General features: G+C 71.6%; 23 protein-coding genes and 1 pseudogene. 2 read left to right on the top strand and 22 right to left on the bottom strand.

Annotation, left to right across the window (positions count from 1 at the left end; genetic code table 11):
- Window position 1: 1 nt before the first annotated feature.
- The 14 genes and pseudogenes from JS756_RS19515 to JS756_RS36860 all read right to left on the bottom strand — a co-directional run.
- A complete protein-coding gene (locus JS756_RS19515) occupies window positions 2–403 on the bottom strand; it encodes a YraN family protein (protein ID WP_205384404.1) in 402 nt (133 codons plus the stop codon).
- Between the two features lie 76 nt (window positions 404–479).
- A complete protein-coding gene (locus tag JS756_RS19510; RefSeq protein WP_055510545.1) occupies window positions 480–788 on the bottom strand; it encodes a DUF2469 domain-containing protein in 309 nt (102 codons plus the stop codon).
- A 56-nt stretch (window positions 789–844) separates the two neighbouring features.
- Window positions 845–1,333: an NUDIX hydrolase gene (locus JS756_RS19505; protein ID WP_205384403.1), complete on the bottom strand. Its 489-nt coding sequence runs from the start codon at window positions 1,331–1,333 to the stop codon at window positions 845–847.
- Window positions 1,323–2,099 (bottom strand): signal peptidase I, encoded by a 777-nt coding sequence (gene lepB / locus JS756_RS19500; RefSeq protein ID WP_205384402.1) that lies wholly within the window; start codon window positions 2,097–2,099, stop codon window positions 1,323–1,325. The genes JS756_RS19505 and lepB (JS756_RS19500) overlap by 11 nt, the downstream gene beginning before the upstream one ends.
- A gap of 142 nt (window positions 2,100–2,241) precedes the next feature.
- Window positions 2,242–3,213, bottom strand: coding sequence for a signal peptidase I (lepB, locus tag JS756_RS19495; RefSeq protein WP_205384401.1), 972 nt, complete (start codon window positions 3,211–3,213; stop codon window positions 2,242–2,244).
- Entirely contained in the window at window positions 3,101–4,192 is a 1,092-nt protein-coding gene (gene lepB / locus JS756_RS19490) for a signal peptidase I (protein ID WP_205384400.1), read from the bottom strand. The genes lepB (JS756_RS19495) and lepB (JS756_RS19490) overlap by 113 nt, the downstream gene beginning before the upstream one ends.
- Window positions 4,185–4,916, bottom strand: a complete 732-nt coding sequence (gene lepB / locus JS756_RS19485; protein WP_205384399.1) for a signal peptidase I — start codon at window positions 4,914–4,916, stop codon at window positions 4,185–4,187. Before lepB (JS756_RS19485) ends, lepB (JS756_RS19490) begins: the two co-directional genes overlap by 8 nt.
- 45 nt (window positions 4,917–4,961) lie before the next feature.
- Complete coding sequence (rplS, locus tag JS756_RS19480) at window positions 4,962–5,312, bottom strand: 50S ribosomal protein L19 (RefSeq protein WP_205384398.1); 351 nt, start codon at window positions 5,310–5,312, stop codon at window positions 4,962–4,964.
- A 133-nt stretch (window positions 5,313–5,445) separates the two neighbouring features.
- The gene (trmD, locus tag JS756_RS19475; protein ID WP_205384397.1) at window positions 5,446–6,279 is read right to left on the bottom strand and encodes a tRNA (guanosine(37)-N1)-methyltransferase TrmD; all 834 of its coding nucleotides are present in this window, start codon (window positions 6,277–6,279) and stop codon (window positions 5,446–5,448) included.
- Complete coding sequence (gene rimM / locus JS756_RS19470) at window positions 6,276–6,821, bottom strand: ribosome maturation factor RimM (protein WP_205384396.1); 546 nt, start codon at window positions 6,819–6,821, stop codon at window positions 6,276–6,278. Before rimM ends, trmD begins: the two co-directional genes overlap by 4 nt.
- A 133-nt stretch (window positions 6,822–6,954) precedes the next feature.
- Window positions 6,955–7,194 carry an RNA-binding protein gene (locus tag JS756_RS19465; protein ID WP_003973401.1) on the bottom strand — a complete coding sequence of 80 codons (240 nt, stop codon included), beginning with the start codon at window positions 7,192–7,194 and terminating at the stop codon, window positions 6,955–6,957.
- Window positions 7,195–7,196: 2 nt separating this feature from the next.
- Window positions 7,197–7,625 (bottom strand): 30S ribosomal protein S16, encoded by a 429-nt coding sequence (rpsP, locus tag JS756_RS19460; RefSeq protein WP_205384395.1) that lies wholly within the window; start codon window positions 7,623–7,625, stop codon window positions 7,197–7,199.
- Window positions 7,626–7,932: 307 nt separating this feature from the next.
- A complete protein-coding gene (locus tag JS756_RS19455) occupies window positions 7,933–8,529 on the bottom strand; it encodes a hypothetical protein (RefSeq protein ID WP_205384394.1) in 597 nt (198 codons plus the stop codon).
- Between the two features lie 482 nt (window positions 8,530–9,011).
- Window positions 9,012–9,196 (bottom strand): annotated as a pseudogene (locus tag JS756_RS36860) (proline--tRNA ligase); the annotation flags it as partial.
- A 213-nt stretch (window positions 9,197–9,409) separates the two neighbouring features.
- Between JS756_RS36860 and JS756_RS19450 the strand changes: the two are divergent.
- The gene (locus tag JS756_RS19450; protein WP_205384393.1) at window positions 9,410–10,267 is read left to right on the top strand and encodes a class I SAM-dependent methyltransferase; all 858 of its coding nucleotides are present in this window, start codon (window positions 9,410–9,412) and stop codon (window positions 10,265–10,267) included.
- Between the two features lie 59 nt (window positions 10,268–10,326).
- Here the strand turns inward: JS756_RS19450 and JS756_RS19445 are convergent, their stop codons facing one another.
- The 6 genes from JS756_RS19445 to nsdA form a co-directional block, all read right to left on the bottom strand.
- The gene (locus tag JS756_RS19445; protein ID WP_205384392.1) at window positions 10,327–10,482 is read right to left on the bottom strand and encodes a hypothetical protein; all 156 of its coding nucleotides are present in this window, start codon (window positions 10,480–10,482) and stop codon (window positions 10,327–10,329) included.
- 296 nt (window positions 10,483–10,778) lie between these two features.
- Window positions 10,779–12,326 (bottom strand): signal recognition particle protein, encoded by a 1,548-nt coding sequence (gene ffh / locus JS756_RS19440; RefSeq protein WP_205384391.1) that lies wholly within the window; start codon window positions 12,324–12,326, stop codon window positions 10,779–10,781.
- A gap of 83 nt (window positions 12,327–12,409) precedes the next feature.
- Window positions 12,410–14,878 carry a [protein-PII] uridylyltransferase gene (locus tag JS756_RS19435; protein WP_205384390.1) on the bottom strand — a complete coding sequence of 823 codons (2,469 nt, stop codon included), beginning with the start codon at window positions 14,876–14,878 and terminating at the stop codon, window positions 12,410–12,412.
- A gap of 26 nt (window positions 14,879–14,904) precedes the next feature.
- The gene (locus tag JS756_RS19430; RefSeq protein ID WP_003997576.1) at window positions 14,905–15,243 is read right to left on the bottom strand and encodes a P-II family nitrogen regulator; all 339 of its coding nucleotides are present in this window, start codon (window positions 15,241–15,243) and stop codon (window positions 14,905–14,907) included.
- On the bottom strand, window positions 15,240–16,538 hold the full coding sequence (locus JS756_RS19425) for an ammonium transporter (protein WP_205384389.1): 1,299 nt from the start codon (window positions 16,536–16,538) through the stop codon (window positions 15,240–15,242). Before JS756_RS19425 ends, JS756_RS19430 begins: the two co-directional genes overlap by 4 nt.
- Window positions 16,539–16,863: 325 nt before the next feature.
- Complete coding sequence (gene nsdA / locus JS756_RS19420; protein WP_205384388.1) at window positions 16,864–18,336, bottom strand: transcriptional repressor NsdA; 1,473 nt, start codon at window positions 18,334–18,336, stop codon at window positions 16,864–16,866.
- Between the two features lie 437 nt (window positions 18,337–18,773).
- Between nsdA and JS756_RS19415 the strand changes: the two genes are divergently transcribed.
- Complete coding sequence (locus JS756_RS19415; RefSeq protein WP_205384387.1) at window positions 18,774–19,436, top strand: bifunctional DNA primase/polymerase; 663 nt, start codon at window positions 18,774–18,776, stop codon at window positions 19,434–19,436.
- 494 nt (window positions 19,437–19,930) lie between these two features.
- On the opposite strand, the gene ftsY is transcribed toward JS756_RS19415, so the two are convergent.
- A complete protein-coding gene (gene ftsY / locus JS756_RS19410) occupies window positions 19,931–21,142 on the bottom strand; it encodes a signal recognition particle-docking protein FtsY (protein ID WP_205384386.1) in 1,212 nt (403 codons plus the stop codon).
- 268 nt (window positions 21,143–21,410) lie between these two features.
- Window positions 21,411–22,829 (bottom strand): sugar porter family MFS transporter, encoded by a 1,419-nt coding sequence (locus JS756_RS19405; RefSeq protein WP_205384385.1) that lies wholly within the window; start codon window positions 22,827–22,829, stop codon window positions 21,411–21,413.
- Between the last annotated feature and the right edge of the window lie 131 nt (window positions 22,830–22,960).

The raw sequence follows: 22,960 nt of genomic DNA, 5'->3' as shown, positions 1-22,960 counted from the left end.
GTCAGGCCACCCCCCGCACGTGCTCGACGACGGGTGCCCCGCGCGCGGGCAGGACCACGCCGACCAGGTCGATGCGGACGCCGCCCGGTGGGGCTCCCCCGTGTGCCTGGATCCATCGCTCGGCCAGGGTCCGGAGCCGCTCGGCCTTCTGCTGGGTGACGGCGGCCATCGGGTGCTCGAAGGAGCCGCCCCTGCGGGTCTTCACCTCGCACAGGACGAGGACGTCGCCGTCCCGGGCGAGGATGTCGACCTCACCGGTCCTGCCGCAGCGCCAGTTGCGCTCCAGGACCGCCATTCCGGACGCAGCCAGCCGCCGGGCGGCCAGCGTCTCTCCGTACCTGCCGAGCGCACTGCGTGCCTGCTGGGTGTTCATGTCGGCACCACCTCCGGTGCCCACCGTCACGCATCCTCGACCCCGTGGTGGATCTTGGTGGGTTACTCGGCGGTTGTGGAGAACCTCCCCACCCGTGCGGGTGACCTCAGCTGCTCGGGAGCTCCAGATCGCTCTTGTTCAGCTCCTCGATGTTCACGTCCTTGAACGTGAGCACCCGCACCTGCTTGACGAAGCGCGCGGGCCGGTACATGTCCCACACCCAGGCATCTGCCATCGAGACCTCGAAGAACACCTCCCCCTGGACCGAGTGCACCTGCATCTCGTAGTCGTTGGTGAGGTAGAACCGCCGCTCGGTCTCGATCACGTATTTGAACAGCCCGACGACATCGCGGTACTCCCGGTAGAGCTTCAGCTCCATCTCGGTCTCGTACTTCTCGAGGTCCTCGGCGCTCATGGCATGTTCCCCTTCAGCCGTGCGGTCCCCCCATTGTGCGCCAGTCCTCCGCGCCCCTAGACGATTTCCGTCTCCAGGGTCACGGGCCCGGCCGGGGGACCTTCGTCGAGCAGCCTGCGAAACAGCTCGGCGAGTCTGGTCGGATACACGGTCTCATGCGACCCGGTCAGTTCGGCACAGGTCCACCACCTCGCCCCGGCCACACTGCGCCGCTCCAGCTCCGTCAGAGCCGTGGCCCGGGTCACGGTGGTCGTCGTGCGGGCCAGGTAGTACCACTCGTCCTGGTCCCATCGGCGGCCCGCGAACGGGAACGAGCACTGCCGCCGCCACAGCACCGGGCCCAGTTCCACGTCGGTGATGCCGGTCTCCTCCGCGAGTTCCCGCAGCGCGGCCTCCTCACGGGTCTCGTCGCCCTCCACCCCGCCGCCCGGCGTGAACCACCAGTCGTCGGCGGGGTCGTCCGGCTCGTGGCCGTGCAGCAGCAGGACACGGTCGGCCGGGTCGAGCAGCACCACCCGGGCCACCCGGCGCGGCTCAGCGGGCACCGGCGGGCTCCGTCGTCCGCGAACGGGAGCGGGCCCCGCCCCCGAGCCGCTTGGCGACAGGGCCGTAGGCGCCACCGCCGAGCACGAGCACCGCCCCGGCCACGATCAGCGCGCCGAGGGTCCGCAGGGGGCCCGGCTGCGACAGCGTGCCGAGGGTCTCGAAGCCCGTGGGACGCTTCAGCATGCCGTCCATGGGCCAGACCACGGCGTCGACGCGGGCGGTGACGGCGCTGCGCGCCACGGTGCCGCCGGCCGCGTCGGTGAGGTGGGCGGTGGAGTCCAGGGAGCCGCGCCGCTCGTCCCCGAGCAGGAACAGGCGCCCCTCGGGCACCTTCACGGTGGGGAAGTTCGTGATCTCGGCCAGGCTGCCGGCCGGCAGGTAGGGCTCGTCGATCTGCCGCCCGTTCACGGTCAGCTTGCCGTCGGTGCAACAGGAGACGGTGTCGCCGCCGACCGCGACGACCCGCTTGACCACGGGGGCGTTGGTCACCCAGGTCTTGTCACGGAAGACGACGACGTCACCGCGGCGGACGTCGGCGCCGTCGACCTTCTGCGCCAGCACCCGGTCGCCGACGCCGATCGTCGGGGCCATCGAACTGGTCGGCACGGTGTACGGCCGGTAGACCAGCGCCGCCCAGACGAAACCGCCCAGGAACAGCACCAGGCCCAGCGCCACGGCCAGCCCGGACAGCCGGTGCCCCAGCCGGCCGCCCGCCGTTCCGCCGGGCCGGGACGCCGCCGTGCGTATCGTGCTCTCGCCGCTCATGGACCCGCACCCTACCGGTCGGTACGAGTGCGGCCCACCCCGTCGGGCGCACGGCGAAGGTCAAGAAGTGCCCATGCCGCGTCCCCGTCGGGGACGGGCCCGGGGCCGGGAGCGGGACCCGCCCCGCGGCTCCGCCGGGGCGTCAGTCCCTCCGCGACCTGCGGCGCCGCCGCAGCGCCACCGGCACCGCACCGGCCAGGACGAGCGCGTCCGGGGCGGCCGTCAGAGGCGCGGCGGACGAGGACTGGTCGCCCAGGCCCGGCTGGTCGAAGGTGTCGGGGATGGGCAGCGTGCCCCAGCGGTTGATCGGCCAGGCGCGGACGACGGCGCGGCCGACGACCTTGTCGACGGGGACGAAGCCGTGGTTCTTGTCGTTCTGGTTGTAGCGCGAGTCCCGGGAGTTCTGCCGGTGGTCGCCCATGACCCAGATGAAGCCCTTGGGAACCTTCACGGTGAACTGGCCGCCCTCGTCGTCGCTGCACGGCGTGTTGCCGGGGTAGACGTACGGCTCGTTCAGCGCGTGGCCGTTGATCGTGAGCGGGCCGGTGCCCTTGCAGGAGACGGTGTCGCCGCCGACGGCGACGACCCGCTTGATCAGGTCCTTCTCCTCCGCGGAGGGCATCAGGCCGATCCAGCTGAGGACCTTCTGCAGGGGGTTCGGCCTGGGCGTGGGTTCACCGGCCAGCCAGTTGTCCGGGTCGTGGAAGACGACGACCTCGCCGCGCTCGGGCTCGGAGCCGAACCAGGGCGTGAGCTTGTCCACCAGGACCCGGTCGCCCTTCTGCAGAGTGTCCTGCATGGACTCCGACGGGATCGAGAAAGCCTGCACCAGGAACGTCTTGATCAGCAGCGCCAGCACGAGCGCGATACCGATCAGGAGCGGCAGCTCCTTCCAGAACGGTCGCGGCTTCCTCGGCGCGCCCGAGTCGCCGGCACCCGCGTCGCCGTCCCCGGTCCTGTCCCGGTCGTCCGCCGGGGTGTCGTCCCCGGCCGCCGTCCCGTCACTCCCGGAGGTCATGGCGCTGTCCGCAGCCGGCGCGGCCGACTCCACGGGGCGCCCGGGGTGCTCCTCGCCATCGTGTCCGGACCGTGCGCCAACCGCCACATCCCCCACGCCAACTCCTCACTCTCTGCCGCCGCCTGCCCCGTACACGGCGCAGGCCCACCACTCCCATAACGAGCGGGAGTTCCGCAGGGGTCGGGAGAGGGACCGCTTCGTTCACATCGTCGTGGGCAACCCTATGCGACGACCGTGCCGCGACGTTCGACCCGGGGGCCGCGTCGGTCACCGCGGCGAACGCCTTCGGTTCGTTCAGCGTGCTCCAGTGGCCCATCGGCCAGGCGATCACCATGGCGCGCCCGACGACCTCGTCCTCGGAGACCGTGCCGCCGTAGTCCATGTCCTGGTGGAAGCGGGAGTCCGCGGAGTTGGCGCGGTGATCGCCCATCACCCACAGGCGCCCCTCGGGGACGGTGATGTCGAAGGGTGTGTCGGAGGGGGCGTTGCCGGGGTACAGGTAGTCCTCGTTCAGGGGAACGTCGTTGACGGTGATACGCCCTTGCGCGTCGCAGCACTTGACGTGGTCCCCGCCGACGCCGACGACCCGCTTGATGAGGTCCTTCTCGTTGTCGGACGGCAGCAGGCCGATGAAGGTGAGGCCTTCCTTGACCTGCTTGACGACGATGGGGTCGTCCTTCTTGGTGGTGGTCTGCTCGTCCTTCAGCCAGCCGCCGGGGTCCTTGAACACCACGACGTCCCCGCGCTGCGGCCGGGATCCGAACCACGGGGTGAACTTGTCGACCAGGACCCGGTCGCCGATGCGGATCGTCTGCTCCATGGAGCCCGAGGGGATCACGAACGCCTGGACGAGGAAGGTCTTCAGCACGAGCGCGATCAGCACCGCGACACCGACAAGAAGGGGTATCTCCTTGACGGCGCCGCGCCTGCGCCTGCGCTTGACCTTCCTCTGCAGCTTGCGCCGATCGGCACGGCTGCGTCCGCTCGACGGGGTGGAGGCGCGGCGCGCTCCGGTGGGCAGGAGGTTGTCCGTGGCGTCGGCGGGCACGCCGCGGGGTTTGCCTCGGTTACCCATGCGCGCCCGCCCTGTCCGGGGACGTGGCCCCCGCGGCGACCGGTCCGGGGTCCGGCACGCCCGCGTAGGCGCCGGGACGGTGCAGCCGGGCCGCGTGCCCGAAGGGCCACACGATCCAGTCGGCGCGGCCGATCACGTCCCCGACGGGGATCATGCCGCCGCCCGGCGAGCCCAGGTGGTCGCGGGAGTCGCTGGAGACACTGCGGTGGTCGCCGAGGACGAAGAGGCGGCCGTAGGGCACGACGACGTCGAAGGGCACCAGGGACGGCTCGTCCCCCGGGTGGAGGAACGCGGACTCGTCGGCAGAGCGGCCGTTCACCATGATCCTCCCTTCCTTGTCACAGCAGACCACGTGGTCTCCCCCCACACCCACAACGCGTTTGATGTAGTCGGCGTCCCCGAAATACCCGGTGCCGTCGAACACAACCACGTCCCCGCGGCGTGGCTCGGCACCGAAACGGTACGCCAACTTATTTACGAGGACGCGGTCCCCGATCCTCAACCCCGCCTCCATGGATCCGGAGGGGATCTGGAAGGGCCGCATCACGAACAGGTTCAGGAACAGCGCGAAGACCAGGCAGATCGACAGGGTCAGGGTGATCCGCCCACCGGGCAGCCGGCCCGCCGCACGCGCCACATGCGAGAAGCGCGACCGGCTCTCCCCCGCCCCGGTGTCGGGGAGGGGGGAGCGGTCGCGCTTCGTCGGCTGTGCTTCGGTGTCCATCGCGGCCAGATGCTATCCGGCCCCGCTGTGAACGCCCGCGCGAGATCAGTTCTCGCGCTTCTCCTTGATCTTCGCCGCCTTGCCGCGCAGCTCGCGCAGGTAGTACAGCTTGGCGCGGCGCACGTCACCGCGGGTGACGAGCTCGATCTTCTCGACGATCGGGGTGTGCACCGGGAAGGTGCGCTCCACGCCCACGGAGAAGGAGACCTTGCGGACGGTGAACGTCTCGCGCACGCCGGAACCCTGGCGGCGGATCACGACGCCCTTGAACTGCTGCACACGGGAGCGGTTGCCCTCGATGACGCGGACGTGGACGTTGACGGTGTCACCCGGGCGGAAGGCCGGGATGTCGCTGCGGAGCGACGCGACGTCGACGGAGTCGAGCAGGTGCGACATGTCGTCTGCTTTCTTCGTTGATGCCACAGGTCATCAACGGAAACTAGATCGTTCGGTGAGTGCTGCCTCCGTCGGAGCGGACGTCGTGTCCCCCTGTGGCAGGGGCGCACGCCGGACGGCCGACAGCAGCGGCCTATTGTTCCACGCCCGGGGTCCTGCGCCAAAATCGGCCGTGGAGCGCCCCCTCGGGGTCGGGCTCCCAGCCCAGGATGGAGAGCATCTCCCGGTCCTTCTTGTCGAAGGCCTCGGGGCCGCAGCGCTCGATGAGGTCGGGCCGGTTCGCCGTCGTCCGCCGCAGGGCCTCGTCGCGGCGCCAGCGGGCGATCTTCCCGTGGTGGCCGCTGAGCAGCACGTCCGGGATGTCCCGGCCGCGCCAGGCGGGCGGCTTGGTGTAGACGGGGCCCTCCAGGAGGTTGGCCATGGCGCCGGGGGCGAAGGAGTCGTCCCGGTGGGACTCGGCGTTGCCGAGGACACCGGGCAGCAGCCGCGCCACCGCCTCCGTGACCACGAGGACGGCCGCCTCGCCGCCCGCGAGGACGTAGTCGCCGATGGACACCTCGTTTACGGGCATCCGGGTGGCGTACTCGTCGACGACCCGGCGGTCGATGCCCTCGTAGCGGGCGGGAGTGAAGATCAGCCACGGCCGCTCGGAGAGCTGGACGGCGACGTCCTGGGTGAAGGGCCGGCCGCTGGGCGTGGGCACGATGAGGGCCGGTTCGCCGGCGCCCGCCTCGTAGCCGTCGGCGAGGACGGAGTCGAGGGCGTCGCCCCAGGGCTCGGTCTTCATCACCATTCCGGGGCCGCCGCCGTAGGGCGTGTCGTCGACCGTGTTGTGGCGGTCGTAGGTCCACTGCCGCAGGTCGTGCACGTGGACGTCGAGCCGGCCCCGCGCGCGTGCCTTGCCGACGAGGGAGACGTTCAGCGGTTCGAGGTACTCGGGGAAGATCGTGACGACGTCGAGCCTCATGCCTCGTCGTCCCTCGACGAGGCGGTCTCGGCGCGGTCGTCGATCAGGCCCGGCGGCGGGTCGATGACCGCCCTCTGCTCCTCCAGGTCGACCTCGGTGACGATCTCCTCGACGAACGGGACCATCACCTCGGAGCCGTCGGGGCGCTCGACGATGAAGAGGTCCTGGTGGGGCAGGTGCGAGATCTCGGTGATCCGGCCGACCTCCGTGCCGTCCGGCAGTACCACGTCCAGGTCGATGAGCTGGTGGTCGTAGTACTCGTCCTCGTCGTCGGGCGTCTCGTCGGGATCGACGTCGGCGATCAGGAGGGTGTTGCGCAGCGCCTCGGCGGCGCTGCGGTCGGTGTGGCCCTCGAACCGCAGCAGCAGCCGGCCGCTGTGCACCCGGCCGGTCTCGATGGTCAGCGGTCCGGTGGAGGCGGGGTCGGTGGCCAGGACGGCACCCGGCGCGAGTCTCAGTTCCGGCTCGTCGGTACGTACCTCGACGGTGACCTCACCCTTGATGCCGTGGGCGCGGCCGATCCGTGCGACTACCAGCTGCACGTGACCCATTCTCCTGTCACTACGGTCACTCCTGACACTTCTGACCATCCTGTCGATTCTTCTGCTCCGTCAGACGACTGCGGGCCGGGGACGGCCAGTGGCCCTCCCCGGCCCGAGCCGGTGCTGCGAAGCGTCAGCGGACGTGGTCCACGTCGACGAGGTCGACACGGACTCCGCGACCGCCGATGGCGCCCACGACGGTACGCAGAGCGCGTGCGGTGCGGCCGTTGCGGCCGATCACCTTGCCGAGGTCGTCGGGGTGGACCCGGACCTCCAGCACACGCCCGCGGCGCAGGTTGCGCGAGGCGACCTGCACATCGTCAGGGTTGTCGACGATGCCCTTCACGAGGTGCTCGAGAGCCTCCTCGAGCATGCTCAGGCCTCGGTCGACTCAGCCGAGGAGGACTCGGCAGCGGCCTCGTCCTTCTTCTCGGCCTTCTTCTTCTGGGTGATCGCCTCACCCTTGGCGTCGTCGTCGCCGCCGATGGCCTCGAACGACGGACGCGCGGGCTTCTCGGCCCGCTGCAGCAGCGGCGCCGGGGCGGGCTCGCCCTTGAACTTCTGCCAGTCGCCGGTCTTCTTCAGGATGGCGAGCACGGGCTCGGTCGGCTGGGCGCCGACGGAGAGCCAGTACGCCACGCGCTCGGCGTCGACCTCCATGACCGACGGGTTGTACGTCGGCTGGTACTTGCCGATCTCCTCGATGGCCCGGCCGTCACGGCGGGTGCGGGAGTCGGCGACGACGATGCGGTAGTGAGGCGAACGGATCTTGCCCAGACGCTTCAGCTTGATCTTGACTGCCACGGGAGTGGATTCTCCTGGAATTGACGTGGTTGGGCACGGCGGGTTCGCCGCGTGGGGTTGCGGTACCCGAGTGCCCGATGGACGCGTCAGCCGGAGGAGAGAGGGGTCCTGTGCGACTGTCGAGTACAGCTAGCCATTGTGCCACACCCTGCGGTCCGGTCCGGGCCGCAGGGTGCAGGGACCAGGGCATGCCGAAGGCGCATCCGGCGGCGACCTGAGGATCGCCGCCGGATGCGCGGCCCGGCGCTACGGGGTGACGCCGTGCGGCACCGGCAGCCACGAGATGCCGGTGCCGGACGTCCGCCCGCTACGCCGCACCCACGACCTCCGGGATCCGGAACGGCTTGCCGCAGCCGCCGCAGACGATCGGCGCCTGGGCCAGGACCGACGGGACGACGCGGACGTTGCGGCCGCAGTCGCAGACGGCCTTGACGCGCACGCCCCCACCGGAGGAGCCGTGCCGGGCGGCAGGGCCGCGGAAGGCACGGGTGGTCTCGGCCGAGGTCGCCGCCGAGTGGGCCTTGAGAGCGCGTTGCAGCCGCTCCATGGTCGGACGGTAGCGCCGCTTGGCCTCGGGGCTCAGCGTGACCAGGGAGAAGCCGCTGCTCGGGTGCGGTTCGTCCGGATGGTCCAGGCCGAGCTCCTCCGCCACGGCGAGGAATCTGCGGTTGTGGTAGCGGCCGGCACGGGAGGTGTCGCGCACGCCGCGCGCGGCGGCGACGCCATGGACTGCCTCATGAAGCAGTCGCTCGAAGGAGAGCTCGTGACCGCACGCGGACGACGACTCCCCGATCAGGGACTCGGGTGCGGCAAGGTCCGGCAGCTCGGGGTGGTACCGCTGAATGTCGGCCCACGCCTGTGCCAGCTCTGCGGCGAGTACAGGTGGTGTCTGTGTCGTGCTCACGTAATGACAACGAGCCGGAGGGCCTCTGTGTTCCGATTCCGGGCCATCCCAAATAATTTGCACGTACCCGTCAGTTGCGGCTGATGCCTCCCGACGAGGGCGGGTGCGCTGATCTGCGGAGAAGCCTCACAGCTCCCCCTAAGGCGGTACGTAGTCCGATGTAGGACCATCCGTCCGCCACCGCCCTCCGCGCTCGGACCCTCCCCCGGGCACCCGGCCGGTCCGGCACGCGAACGGGCCGCACGCCGTGACGGCAGGGCCGGCGGTTGCGCAAGAGGTGTTTCGGACACGCCCCAGCCGAAAGCCCGCTGTATCAGTAAGCGCGCGCGACGGCCGCGGCGTCACCCGGGGCGTACTCGGCCTCCGGAACCGGCCCTTACTCGGCGACCGGACACCGCACGGTCACGCCCCGCCCGGCGAGCCCCGCCTCTCCGTTCTCACCGAGTGAGGCCCACGGACACCCTCGAGCGCGTTCGCGGTGTACCCGTCCCCTTGATCCGGGTGCCCCTCGCGGCCGGCATCCGCTCCCACGGGGCGGACCCGTACGGGCGGATCACCACGGTGCCCCGCACCGGGCCGTTGTCCGCCGGCTCCGCCTCGGCGACGAGGTCCTGGTACCAGCGGGGGAGGTCTCGGCGCGCGGGGTGACAACCGGTGTCCTGGCCATGGCGCGATGGTACGGGCCGACGTTGCGGGCGTGTGAAATCTCGCCACCGGGGCGGTCAACTCCCAAACCGGGGGCGCCTTCCACTGGACGACCGGTCGGAGGCGGAGTTTCCTGGCATACAGGGGGGGAAGTTGCGAGCGCACTGCACGGGGGGCCCGGCGGTGCGCAGATCCGGGCACAGCAGCGACTCTCGGCGGATTGGGGCGCGTACCTATGACACCTACGCTCGTGCGGCAGCATCTCCCTCACGCGGGCCCGGCCCCCCGCGTGGACCTGTGTGCACGCGCGCGTGACTGGTCCGAGATCCAGGAGCGGATGCTCGTCCCGCTCTACGAGGCCGTCTACGAACGACTGGAAGTGGGCCCCGGCACCCGGCTGCTGGGTCTGGGCTGCGGCTCGGGCCTGGCCCTGTTGATGGCGGCCTCGCGCGGCGCGGAGATCACGGGCGTGGAGTGCCACTCCCCCGAGCGGCTGGCCCTGGCCCGCGACCGGCTGCTGCCCGAGGCGCCGGAGGCACCCGCGGGGGTGGAGGCACGGCTCGTCGAGGACTGCCCGGAGAACGTCACCGACACCCGGACGGCCCCGTACACCCTGGTGACGGCGTTCGAGCCGATCGGCTGCCTGGCAGGCGACTCGGAGGGGCTCGCGGAGCTGCTCGCGGGCGCGGTCCCGCTCGCCGAGCACGGGGCGGCGGTGGTGCTGGCGGGCTGGGGTCCGCCGGAACGGTGCACCACGTCCTCCGTGCTGCGGGTGGCCGCCCGGCTGGCCGATCCGCTGCGGTTCACCGGCGGCTGGCGTCCCACGCACCGCGACGACCTGGAAGAGGTCGCCCAGCGGGCCGGCCTGAAGCCGGACGGCTCGGGCCGGGTCGCCTGCCCGTTCGGCTACACCGGCCCCCGCAGCGCCGTCCGCGGCCTGCTGTCGACCGGACTGTTCGACGCGGCGATCGCGGCCACCGACCAGGCGCAGGTGGAGAAGGAGCTCACCGAGGCCCTGCACCCGCACCGGCGGCCGGACGGGACGGTGTGGATGCCGAACGTCTTCCGCTACCTCATCGCGCGCGTGCCGTAGGCATCCTGGGCGCAGCGGTGCGCGGGCGCGTCACGCCGCGGTGTCCTTCACTTGTCGCGTCACCTCCGCGTGCGGTACGCGTCGGTCTCCTCCGGCGTCTCCTGCTCCGGCAGCGCCTCGGCGTGGGCGTCGACCCGGTCGCTGGGACGGTCCTGCCGGCCGCAGGCCTCCTCGTGGCACGCGTCGACGATGCGGCGCATCTCGCCGCCGATCACGTCCAGGGTCTGCGGGGCGGCGGCGAGGCCGTACGCCCGCGGAGGAGAACGGCACCCCGGCCTCACCGGCGACCGCGCGTGTCGGTGTGGGCGTGCCCTCGGAGCGCCAGGGCTGGTCGGGAGACGTGCGCGGCGGGGCAGGACGTGCCGTGTCCGGACGCCACGGCACGTAAGCCGCACAAGCATGCGGATGCACGCGCCCCGGGGGCGCGTGTGCCGGCCCGAACCCGGAGGCCGGCCCCGCGGGGCCGGCCTCGTCCTGGGCCGCGCGCGAGGTGGCCGCGGTCGGTGGGCGGTCAGCCCATGAACTTCTTGAACTCGTCCGGGAGCTCGAACTCCTGCCCGCCCTGCTGGGGCAGGCCGAAGGCACCGCCCTCGGCGGCGGCCGCGCGGCGCGCGGCCTCCTCCTGCTCCTGCTGCTTGCGCTTCATGGGGTTGCCGGAGCGCTGCTTGCCCTTGGCCTTCTTCGGCTGCTTCTTCTGCCGGCCGGGGCCGCCGCCCATGCCCGGGATGCCCGGCATGCCGGGCATCCCGCCGCCCTGGGCCATGCGGGACATCATCTTGCGGGCCTCGAAGAATCGCTCGACCAGGTTCTTCACGGCGCTGACCTCGACACCGGAACCGCGGGCGATACGGGCGCGGCGGGAGCCGTTGATGATCGTCGGCTCCTGGCGCTCCGCCGGGGTCATCGACTTGATGATGGCGGCCGCGCGGTCGACGTCCCGCTCGTCCAGGTTCTGGATCTGGTCCTTGATCTGCCCCATGCCGGGCAGCATCCCGAGCAGCTTGCTGATGCTGCCCATCTTCCGGACCTGCTCCATCTGGGCCAGGAAGTCGTCGAGGGTGAAGTCCTGCCCCTTCTTGGACGCCAGCTTGGAGGCCATCTTGGCGGCCTCTTCCTGGCTGAAGGTCTTCTCCGCCTGCTCGATCAGGGTGAGCAGGTCACCCATGTCGAGGATGCGGGAGGCCATCCGGTCCGGGTGGAAGGCGTCGAAGTCGTCGAGCTTCTCACCGTTCGACGCGAACATGATCGGCATGCCGGTGACCTGCCGGATCGACAGGGCGGCACCACCACGGGCGTCACCGTCGAGCTTGGAGAGCACCACGCCGTCGAAGCCGACGCCGTCGCGGAAGGCCTCGGCGGTGTTGACCGCGTCCTGGCCGATCATCGCGTCGACGACGAAGAGGATCTCGTCGGGCGAGACCGCGTCCCGGATGTCGGCGGCCTGCTGCATCATCTCCTGGTCGATGCCGAGGCGGCCGGCGGTGTCCACGATCACGATGTCGTGGACCTTGACCTTCGCGTGGTCGATGGAGTCCTTGGCGACCTTGACCGGATCGCCGACGCCGTTGCCGGGCTCCGGCGCGTACACGGCCACGCCCGCGCGCTCGGCGACGACGCTGAGCTGGTTCACGGCGTTGGGGCGCTGGAGGTCACAGGCGACCAGCAGCGGCGAGTGGCCCTGCTCCTTGAGCCACTTGCCGAGCTTGCCGGCGAGGGTGGTCTTACCGGCACCCTGCAGACCCGCCAGCATGATGACGGTCGGGGGCTGCTTGGCGAAGCGCAGACGCCGGGTCTCGCCGCCGAGGATGGTGACCAGTTCCTCGTTGACGATCTTCAGGACCTGCTGGGCCGGATTGAGTGCCCGGGACACGTCGGAGCCGAGGGCGCGCTCCTTGACGTTCTTGATGAACGAGCGCACCACGGGCAGCGCCACGTCCGCCTCGAGAAGCGCGATGCGGATCTCGCGCGCGGTGGCGTCGATGTCCGCCTCGCTCAGACGCCCTTTGCCGCGCAGGTTCTTGAAGGTCGCTGAAAGGCGATCGGAGAGAGTATCGAACACGGCGACGTCGGTCCTCGGGGTCGGTGGCAGGGAAACGGATCGCCCTCCAGGGTATCCCGGCGGCACAAGTCGCCGGGCCGGGCTCACCCGCGCAGTGTCTCCTCCAGCTTCCGGGCCACCGCCGCGGCCTCCTCACCGGGCAGCGGAGCCCCCTCGGGCCCGGTCACGTAGAAGGCGTCCACGGCGTTGGCGCCCAGCGTCGAGACATGGGCGCTGCGCACCCGCACGGCCGCGTCCTCCAGGGCCCGCCCGATGCGGAACAGCAGGCCCGGGGCGTCCTGTGCGCGGACCTCGATGACCGTGGCGAGACGGGAGGCGGTGGGGTGGACGGTCACCCTGGGCGGCGGGGCCACCACGCCCCGGCGCCGCGGGTAGGCGGCGTCCCGCTCGGCGAGGCGGCCGGCGACGTCCAGGGAGCCGTCGAGGGCCCGGACGAGGTCCGCGCGCAGTCGCGTCGCCTGCGGCAGCGAACCGTACTCCGCGGCGACCCGCCAGTTCAGCAGCAGTACGGAGCCCTCGACGCCCTGTGGCAGCTCCAGGGCGCTCAGCTCGGCGGTCCGAACGGTGAGCCGGTGCACGGCGAGGACACCGGCGACCGCGGGCAGCACACCCGGCTGGTCGGGTACGGCGATGACGAGCTCCACGCCGAGCGGCTCCGGGTCCACCGCCTCCGCCGGCTCCTGGGTGCCCTCCGCCGCCTGCGGAGCGGCCTCGGTCTGCGCGCGCAGCGCCAGCACGGGTCCGCCGGTCGCGACGGCTTCCAGGGCGAGCCGCTCCTGTTCCGCGGTGGCCGTGGCGGGCTCGGGCTCCTCGGCGGCGTCCCCGGCGAGCACCGCGGCGACCCGGCGGACCAGCTCGGCGACGAGCGAGCCGCGCCAGGACGACCAGGCCGCCGGTCCGGTGGCCAGCGCGTCGGCCTCGGTGAGGGCGTGCAGGAGCTCCAGGGTGGACTGGCTGCCGACGGCCTCCGCGACCAGGCGCACGGTCGCGGGGTCCTCCAGGTCGCGCCGGGTGGCGGTGTCGACCAGCAGCAGGTGGTGGCGCACGAGGGTGGACAGCACGGCGGCGTCGGCCCGGTCGAAGCCGATACGGCCGGCCACGTCGCGGGCGATGATCTCCCCGGCCACGGAGTGGTCCCCGGGCCAGCCCTTGCCGATGTCGTGCAGCAGCGCGGCGACCAGCAGCAGGTCGGGGCGGCTGACGCGGCGGGTGAACGCGGAGGCGCGGACGGCCGTCTCGATGAGGTGCCGGTCGACGGTCCAGACGTGGACGGCGTTGCGCTGCGGACGGCAGCGGACCCGCTCCCAGTCGGGCAGGAGGCGGGTGACGAGCCCCTCGGCCTCCAGGGCCTCCCACACCTCGACCGTCGGACGGCCGGAGCCGAGGAGGGTCACCAGCTGCTCGCGGGCCTCCGCGGGCCAGGGCGTGGGCAGCGGGCGCACGGTCGTCGCGAGGTGCCGTACGGCGTGCAGCGACAGGGGCAGACCGGCCTGCGCGGCGGCGGCTGCGGCGCGCAGCGGCAGGACGGGGTCGCGTTCGGGGCGCGCGGCGCGGGCCAGCACGACCTCGCCGTCCTGCTCCACCACGCCCTCGGCCAGGGGGGAGCGCTCGGCGGGCTGTTTGCCTCCGCCGAGCATGGCACGCAGGCGCGGGCGCACCGAGCGCGAGCGCAGCACGCGCCCCACCTCGCGCCAGGTGACGTCACTGGCGTAGGAGATGACCCGGGCCGCCTCGTACACCTGGCGCAGCAGGGTGTCGGCGTCGAGCAGGCCCAGCTCGCCGGCGACCTGGTCCTGCTCCTGGAGCGACAGCCGGTCCGTCGCCCGTCCCGTGGTCAGGTGCAGGGCGTCGCGGACGTCCAGGAGGCGGCGGCGGGCTTCGGCGAGGCCCTCGCGGGGGGCGTCGGCGAGCCAGGAGGCGGCGACGGCACGCAGCGCGGTGGCGTCCCTGAGGCCGCCGCGGGCCTCCTTCAGGTCGGGTTCCAGCAGGTACTGGGCCTCACCCTGCCGGTCGGCCCGTTCGGCGCACAGCTCCTGCAGCTCGGGCAGGCGTTTGGGGGCCTGGTTGCGCCAGTCGGCGAGGACCGCCGTGCGCAGACCGGCCGTCAGTCCGAGGTCGCCGGCGATGTGGCGGGCGTCGAGCAGGCCGAGCTGGACCTTCAGGTCCTCGCCGGCGGTCGCGCGGGCCTGTGCCGGGGTGCGCACCGAATGGTCGAGCGCGAGGCCCAGGTCCCACACGGGGTACCAGATCCGGTCGGCGAGGGAGGCGACGGCGGCGGCGTCCGTGCCGTCGTGGAGGAGGAGCAGGTCGAGGTCGCTGCGCGGGCTCAGCTCGCCGCGGCCGTAGCCCCCCACGGCGACCAGGGACACCCCGCGCAGTTCGCCGGCGCCCGCGGTGAACAGCCCGGCGAGCCAGTCGTCGGTCAGTTCGGCGAGGGCGGCACGGCGCGGCGGCCCGGACTGCGCCCCCTCGGTGAGGAGGCGCAGCCGGGCCGCCGCGTAGCCGCTGGGTCCGGAGTCCTCTGCATCTTTCCGCACGTCCGTACTCGTCACCCAGCGACTCCTGTTCTTGATGCGTGTCAGAGCGCGTCCGGGCCGCGCTCGCCGGTCCGGACCCGTACGGCCGTCTCGACCGGGAGGGACCAGACCTTGCCGTCACCGATCTTGCCGGTACGGGCCGCCTTGACGATGACGTCGATCAGCTGCTCGGCGTCGTCGTCCTCGGCCAGCACCTCGATGCGGATCTTGGGAACCAGGTCGACGGTGTACTCGGCGCCCCGGTAGACCTCGGTGTGGCCCCTCTGCCGACCGTAACCGCTGGCCTCGGTGACCGTCAGACCGTGGACTCCGAAGGCCTGGAGGGCTTCCTTGATCTCGTCGAGCCGGTGGGGCTTGACGACGGCGGTGATGAGCTTCATGCGTCCACCTTCTTGCTCGTGGCGGCGGTGCCGGCCGGGGCGGGCGCGGCGGCGCTCAGGTGCGAGCCGGCGGTGCCGCTGAAGTCGTATGCAGTCTCGGCGTGCGCCGTCTGGTCGAGGCCGGTGACCTCGTCGTCCTCGGCGGCCCGGAAGCCGATCGTCTTCTGGATGACGAAGGCGAGGATGAAGGTGACCACGAAGGTGTAGCCCATGACGGAGAAGGCGCCGATGGCCTGGGAGACGAACTGCTTCCAGCCGCCGGCCCCGTCGATGGCCAGGAAGCCGACCATCAGGGTGCCGAGGACACCGCCGACGAGGTGGACGCCGACGACGTCCAGCGAGTCGTCGTAACCGAGCTTGTACTTGAGGCTGACGGCCCAGGAGCACACGACACCGGCGACGACACCGATGAGCAGCGCGCCGAAGACGTTGACGTTGCCGCCGGACGGGGTGATGGCGACCAGGCCCGCGACGGCGCCGGAGCAGGCGCCCAGGGTGGTGAAGGCGCCGTGGCGGATGCGCTCGTAGGCGAGCCAGCCCAGCATGGCGGCGGCCGTGGCGACCTGGGTGTTGATGGCCATGTTGGCGGTGGTGCCGTCGACGCCGAGCTCGGAGCCGGCGTTGAAGCCGAACCAGCCGAACCACAGCAGGGCGGTGCCGAGCAGGACCAGCGGCAGGTTGTGCGGGCGCATCGGGTCCTTCTTGAAGCCGACGCGCTTGCCGACGACGAGGACCGCGGCGAGTCCGGCGACACCCGCGTTGATGTGGACCGCGGTACCACCGGCGAAGTCGATCACCGCCGGGTCGAGCTGGGCGAGCCAGCCGCCGCCCCAGACCCAGTGGGCGACGGGGAAGTACACGACGGTGACCCACAGCCCGATGAAGACCATCCAGGAGCCGAACTTCACCCGGTCGGCCAGACCACCGCTTATCAGCGCCGCGGTGATCACCGCGAACAGCATCTGGAAGAGCGAGAAGGCGAAGGTCGAGATCTGGTGCGCCTTGCCGCCTGCGTCGGTGACGAAGCTGTCCACCACGCTGTCGGCGCTGACGCCCTTCAGCCCGATCATGTCGAGGTTGCCGATGAAGCCACCGGAGTCACCGCTGAAGGCGAGGGAGTGGCCGTAGAGCACCCACAGGACACTGACGACGCCCAGCGAGATGAAGGACATCATCAGCATGTTGAGGACGCTCTTGGAGCGGACCATGCCGCCGTAGAACAGGGCCAGCCCAGGCGTCATCACCATGACGAGCGCTGCACTGATCAATACGAATCCGGTATCTGTGCCGTTCAATGCCGGTATCTCCTCGTCGTAGGTACGGCCCCGTGCGGGGGAAGCCTGAGCGGCGTGAGGGGTGGGCCGGTTATGCGCCATGAGATTGGCGCAGCGCGGTTTCGGTGGAAGCCCCGCGTTGTTTCGCGGCCGTGACGAAGGCACCGCGCGTGTTACGCGTCGATGAACTGGCAGATATGGGCTGCGTCGATCGTTATCGTGGCGCAACCTTCGGCGGGGGAAACAGAACCGGCCGCGGACGGCCTTCCGATGACCTGGCACGGGGGAGCCGAGTCGGGCAGTTCGGGAGGGCCGGCCGCGGCCGGGGTCGGGGGTCCGCCTGTGCTCAGACCGCCTCCGCGGTCTCGGGCAGCTCGACGGAGAGACGGTCGGTGAGGTCGACGACCTGGGCGAGGTCGCCGAAGTCGCGGGCGGCGGTGTCGACCGTCTTTCGGATACGAGTGTTGACGCGCTCGGAACGGACCTTCTTGGCGACCTTCATGGCGTGCTGCGCGAAGACGGTGCTCTGCTCCGGCTCGCGCTGGAGCAGGTGCACGGTGGCCATGCCGATGAGGTTGAGCGCGTACGACCGCTGGTGTTCGCCGTCCTTGGCGAACAGGTCCACCGCCCGCTGCATCAGCGGCTCGGCGAGGGAGGCGTAGGCGGGGCTGCGGCCGGCGACGTAGGCGAGGTCGCGGAAGGAGTGGCTGTTCTCGCCGTGCAGCTCGGCCTCGGAGAAGAAGCGGATCCAGTCGGGGTCGGGCTCGTCCCACTCGTGGGCGTCGCTGAAGGTGTCCTCGGCCATCCGCACGGCCCGCTTGCACCTGCCCGGCTGGCCCATGTTGGCGTAGGCGCGGGCCTCCATCGCATACAGCATGGACTGGGTGCGCGGGCTCGCGCAGTCGCGGCTGCCGTACTGGGCGAGGTGGATGAGCTCCAGGGCGTCCTCGGGCCGCCCGAGGTGGATCATCTGGCGGCTCATGCTGGACAGGACGTAGGAGCCCAGCGGCCTGTCGCCGGCCTCCTTGGCGGCGTGCAGGGCGAGCACGAAGTACTTCTGGGCGGTGGGCTGGAGGCCGACGTCGTAGGACATCCATCCGGCCAGTTCGGCCAGCTCGGCGGCGACCTTGAACAGCCTCCTGGCGGTGGCCTCGGGCTGGGACTCCTGCAGGAGGTCGGTCACCTCGTGCAGCTGGCCGACGACGGCCTTGCGTCGCAGGCCGCCTCCGCACTGGGCGTCCCACTGCCGGAACATCGCGGTGGTGGACTCCAGCAGGTCCAGCTCGGGCCGGGACAGCCGTCCGCGCGTACGCAGGGAGCCGGGCTCGGGAGCCTGCACGGGCGAGGGGGGCGCGGGCACGAGCCAGCGCTGGAGGGGCTCGATGAGGGCCGGGCCCGCGGACAGGGCCAGCGAGCTCCCGAGGAAGCCGCGCCGTGCCAGCATCAGGTCGCTGCGCGAGAACTCGCTGAGCAGCGCCACGGTCTGCGGGCCCGTCCAGGGAAGGTCGACGCCGGTCGCGGAGGGCGACTGACGTGCGGTGCGCAGGCCCAGGTCCTCGACGGAGACGACACAGCCGAACCGCTCGGAGAAGAGCTCGGACAGGATGCGCGGGATGGGCTCGCGGGGGTTCTCACCGTCCAGCCAGCGGCGCACGCGCGAGGTGTCGGTGGAGATGTGGTTGGCGCCGAGCTGCCGGGCCCTGCGGTTGACCTGGCGGGCGAGCTCGCCCTTCGACCAGCCGCTGCGCACGAACCACGAACCCAGCAGCTCGTTGGGGCGCTTGTCCGCGTTCGTCCCGCCACCGCCGTTGCCGCTCACTGGAACGCCCCCATCCGTCAAGACCTCTGTGTCGCCGAGTGCGCCAACCCCTATCAGAATGCCGCTACACCCGGCGCCCGTCCGCACCTTCTCAGCCTCCGAACGGAAACCCGACTTGCCTCCGGCATACCCGCAGACGCATGTGCCCCGGGGTCTCGTGCACTCAAAGTAGTCCTACGATCACCCGTCCAGCCACGAGGAACCTGGAAACGCCACCATTCGCCACCCCTTCGAATGAACTCCCTGTCGCCCGCACACGATTCACTTGACATACGACAACCGAGAGCGAGCGGAACGGTGCACAGAGGGGCGCGCACCGCCGAGCGCACCACCACGTGCACTGCGACGCGCCGCCGACCGAGACCAAGGCGGTCACACGCAGTCACGATCCGGGCGCGTCTCGTAACCACCGGTGCGTCGGACCCGTTGGAGGGGGTATGGGATTCACGATCGGCAGCACTCGGGGCATCCGCGACATCCGGTCCGTCTCACGTCGCCGTGGTCGCTCGTCCGAGTGCCTCGCCGTCGCCGAGTTCACGGGCCTGTGGGGCTGGGACGTGGTCCCCGGCGCCCGGGCCGCCTCGGGGGCGTGCTCCTGCGGCCGCGCGGACTGTCCGGCACCGGGCGCGCATCCGCTGGACTTCGCGCCGGAGATCCACGCCGGCGCCACGCTGGACGAGGTGACCGAGGCCTGGGCCGAGGTGCCTGGTGCCGCGGTGATGCTGCCCGTAGGGCGCACGTTCGACGTGATCGAGGTGGCCGAGCCGGCGGGCCGGCGGGCGCTGGCCCGGCTGGAGCGCATGGGGTTGCCGGTCGGCCCGGTCGCCGCGACCCCTCAGGGCCGCGCCCACTTCTTCGTCGCGCCGGGCGGCGCGGCCGACCTGCCGCGGCTGCTGTACCGGATGGGCTGGGACGACCCTGCGCTCGACCTGCGCGGCCTCGGCCACGGCACGCACCTGACGGCACCGCCGTCCGACCGCGGCGGCCGGGGCCCGGTGCGATGGCTGCGCCCGCCGGCCCTGGACTCTGCGACGAAGCCGCCGGCGGCCAGACTGCTGCTGGGCACACTGGCCTACGTCGCCCACCGGTCGCGGGCCTAGCGCCACAAGGGCGCGGACCACGGCACCGCACGCGGGCACCGCACCACGAAGGGCGCGGCACACCGGCTCACCGCGCCCGGCGCGGATTCCCCTCCCGGCTCCCGGCTCCCGGCTCCCGGCTCCCGGCTCCCGGCTCCCGGCTCCCGGCTCCCGGCTCCCGGCTCCCGGCTCCCGGCTCCCGGCTGAGCGTTCCCGGTGCCGCGGGGGCGTACTCCTTCGGTCCGCCCGGTCCGGGGACGGCTCTCCGCCGCGCGGCGCACCGCGGGCTTCTCGGCGGGCCGTTCGCGCGGCGACGGCCGGCAGCCCGATCCCCCGGGCCGCCCCCTTCCGCCCTCGTGTGATTCCGTCCGCCGAGCCGGGCCCCGGCCCGTCCCGTCGAAGCGGCGGCCACGCCCCCCGTCACGGAACGGCGAAGCGCCCGTCCCCCGGCCTGCACCGCGGGGCGGGCGCTTCTCGCATGCGGCAGACGCCTCCGGTTCCCGGAGGCGGAGTGCTCAGTCGCCGATCAGCGCGTCCACGAACGCCTCCGGCTCGAACGGCGCCAGGTCGTCCGGGCCCTCTCCGAGTCCGACGAGCTTGACCGGCACGCCCAGCTCGCGCTGGACGGCGACGACGATGCCGCCCTTGGCGGTGCCGTCGAGCTTGGTGAGCGCGATGCCGGTGATGTCCACGACCTCGGCGAACACCCGGGCCTGGACGAGGCCGTTCTGCCCGGTGGTGGCGTCGAGGACGAGGAGCACCTCGTCGAGCGGGGCCTGCTTCTCCACGACCCGCTTGACCTTGCCCAGTTCGTCCATGAGCCCGGTCTTGGTGTGCAGACGGCCGGCGGTGTCGATGAGCACCACGTCGGCGCCCATCTCCTTGCCCTCCTTGACCGCGTCGAAGGCGACGGAGGCCGGGTCGCCGGCCTCCGGTCCGCGCACGGTGTGGGCGCCCACCCGCTCGCCCCAGGTCTGCAGCTGATCGGCGGCGGCGGCGCGGAAGGTGTCCGCTGCGCCGAGGACGACGCTGCGGCCGTCGGCGACCAGGACGCGGGCCAGCTTGCCGGTGGTGGTGGTCTTGCCGGTGCCGTTGACGCCGACGACCATCACGATGCCGGGCTTGCTCGCCTCGGGCTCGGTCCTCAGGGTGCGGTCCTGGTCGGTGCCGACCAGGGTGAGCAGTTCCTCGCGCAGCAGGCCGCGCAGTTCCTCGGGGGTACGGGTGCCGAGCACCTTGACGCGCTCGCGCAGCCGCTCGACCAGCTCCTGGGTGGGCTGCACGCCGACGTCGGCGGTGAGCAGCGTGTCCTCGACCTCCTCCCAGGTCTCCTCGTCGAGGTGCTCGCGCGACAGCAGGCCGAGCAGCCCCTTGCCGAGGGCGTTCTGGGAGCGGGCGAGGCGGGCGCGCAGGCGGACCATGCGGCCTGCGGTGGGCTCCGGGATCTCGATCTCCGGAGTCACGGCGAGCGGTTCGGCGGGGGGCTCCTCGACCGCTGTGGGGGCCGAGCCCTCCGGAAGATCCACCTCCTCTATGGTGCGCCGCGGTTCCTCCCGCGGCGTCTCGGCCTCTTCGCCGACGTGCGGCTCGGCCGGAGGGGCGGTGATGTCGGGCGCTGCGGGCGGCGGCGGGGGCAGCGGCTTCCTCCGCCGACTGCCGATGACGAGCCCGCCGATCGCGCCGAGCACGACCACGGCGATGACTACAGCAAGGATGACGGTTTCCATAACGCGTCCAGTATCAGTCATGGGGGTCGGTCGACCCCGTCATGCACCGTCCGCCGGCAGACGAACGACACCGGAGCGGACGAACCCGGCGAAGCGCGCCGCTGTCGGCCTCGTCGGCACGCGCAGGCGCAGCCGTCGCCCCGGGAACGCGTACCGCCCCGGCGCGGACGGTTCTCCGGGCCGGGGCGGTACGCCTCACGGGGGTCGAGGAGCGGGCAGCGGGGACATGGGCCCGTTCCTCGAGTCTGCGGTGGCTTCGCCCGTCGGCTCAGCCCATCTCCTCCAGGGCCTTGCCCTTCGTCTCCCTGACGAACTTCAGGACGAACGGAACGGAGAGCGCGGCGAAGAAGGTGTAGATCACGTATGTCGTGGAGAGGTTCCGGTCGGCCAGCGACGGGAAGCTCGCGGTGATCGCCCAGTTGGCGATCCACTGCGCGGCGGCCGCCACGCCCAGGGCTGCGGCGCGGATCTTGTTCGGGAACATCTCGCCGAGCATGACCCAGACGACCACACCCCAGGACAGGGCGAAGAAGAGGACGAAGATGTGGGCGGCGACCAGGGCCGTCCAGCCCTGCGCAGCCGGCAGCTTGCCGTCGACCAGGTCGTAGGAGAAGGCCCAGGCCTCCAGTGCCAGGCCGACCACCATGCCGACGGAGCCGATGACGGCGAGCGGGCGGCGGCCGATGCGGTCCACGAAGATCATCGCGATGACCGTGCCGACGATGTTGATGATCGACGTGGTGAAGGAGTAGAAGAACGAGTCCGCGGGGTCGACGCCCACCGACTGCCACAGTGTCGAGGAGTAGTAGAACGCGACGTTGATGCCGACGAACTGCTGGAAGACCGACAGGCCGATACCGACCCAGACGATCGGCTTGAAGAAGAAGGAGCCGCCCAGCAGGTCCTTGAAGGTGGACTTCCGCTCGCTCTTCATCGCGTGCTCGATCTCGGCGACACGGGCGCCGAGGTCGACGTTCCCGCCCTCGACCTCTTCGAGGATCTCGCGGGCGCGGTCGCGCTTGCCGACGGAGATGAGGAAGCGCGGGGACTCGGGGATGGCGAAGGAGAGCATGCCGTACAGGACGGCCGGGATCACCATGACGCCCAGCATGACCTGCCAGGCCTCCAGGCCCATCAGCTCACCGCGCTGGTCGCCGCCGGCGGCGTTCAGCAGACCCCAGTTGACCAGCTGCGAGATGGCGATGCCGACGACGATCGCGGCCTGCTGGAAGGAGCCGAGGCGCCCGCGGTAGGCGGGCGGGGCGACCTCGGCGATGTAGGCCGGGCCGATGACGGAGGCCATGCCGATGGCGAAGCCGCCGACGACGCGCCAGAGGGCGAGGTCCCACAGCGCGAAGGGCAGGGCCGAGCCGACGGCGCTGACGGTGAACAGGACGGCAGCGATCTGCATGCAGCGGATGCGGCCGATCCGGTCGGCTATGCGGCCGGCGGTGGCGGCGCCGACGGCACAGCCGATCAGGGCGATCGCGATGACCTGGGCGAGCGCCGCGGACCCGATGTCGTAGCGGTCGCGGATGGCCTCGACGGCGCCGTTGATCACGGAGCTGTCGTAGCCGAAGAGGAAACCGCCCATCGCGGCTGCCGCGGCGATGAAGATGACGTGCCCGAGATGTTCGGGGTGAGCCGTCCCGGCTCCTGGCTTGTGCGCCTGCGTCGTACTGGTCACGTGTACTCCTCGGGCCACCGGCAACGCTGCCGGGTGGGGGTCTGCCCTGTCAGGTGGCAGTGGCGCACACACGCACGCCGCTCACACCTGAAGGTAAGTGCAACGCCGCAGAGACTATGCCTTCAAGTTTC

The organism is Streptomyces actuosus (genome assembly GCF_016921115.1).
Taxonomy (GTDB): domain Bacteria; phylum Actinomycetota; class Actinomycetes; order Streptomycetales; family Streptomycetaceae; genus Streptomyces; species Streptomyces actuosus_A.
The sequence above is the reverse complement of the archived record's forward strand: the minus strand, read 5'-3'. Positions and strand labels throughout refer to the sequence as shown.

What these genes read in the sequence shown, in the direction of transcription:
- JS756_RS19510 (WP_055510545.1), bottom strand. Translation starts at nt 788, where the DNA reads ATGAGCGCCGAGGACCTCGAGAAGTACGAGACCGAGATGGAGCTGAAG.
- lepB (WP_205384402.1), bottom strand. Translation starts at nt 2,099, where the DNA reads ATGAGCGGCGAGAGCACGATACGCACGGCGGCGTCCCGGCCCGGCGGA.
- lepB (WP_205384400.1), bottom strand. Translation starts at nt 4,192, where the DNA reads ATGGGTAACCGAGGCAAACCCCGCGGCGTGCCCGCCGACGCCACGGAC.
- lepB (WP_205384399.1), bottom strand. Translation starts at nt 4,916, where the DNA reads ATGGACACCGAAGCACAGCCGACGAAGCGCGACCGCTCCCCCCTCCCC.
- rplS (WP_205384398.1), bottom strand. Translation starts at nt 5,312, where the DNA reads ATGTCGCACCTGCTCGACTCCGTCGACGTCGCGTCGCTCCGCAGCGAC.
- trmD (WP_205384397.1), bottom strand. Translation starts at nt 6,279, where the DNA reads ATGAGGCTCGACGTCGTCACGATCTTCCCCGAGTACCTCGAACCGCTG.
- JS756_RS19465 (WP_003973401.1), bottom strand. Translation starts at nt 7,194, where the DNA reads ATGCTCGAGGAGGCTCTCGAGCACCTCGTGAAGGGCATCGTCGACAAC.
- JS756_RS19450 (WP_205384393.1), top strand. Translation starts at nt 9,410, where the DNA reads ATGACACCTACGCTCGTGCGGCAGCATCTCCCTCACGCGGGCCCGGCC.
- JS756_RS19430 (WP_003997576.1), bottom strand. Translation starts at nt 15,243, where the DNA reads ATGAAGCTCATCACCGCCGTCGTCAAGCCCCACCGGCTCGACGAGATC.
- JS756_RS19415 (WP_205384387.1), top strand. Translation starts at nt 18,774, where the DNA reads ATGGGATTCACGATCGGCAGCACTCGGGGCATCCGCGACATCCGGTCC.
- ftsY (WP_205384386.1), bottom strand. Translation starts at nt 21,142, where the DNA reads ATGGAAACCGTCATCCTTGCTGTAGTCATCGCCGTGGTCGTGCTCGGC.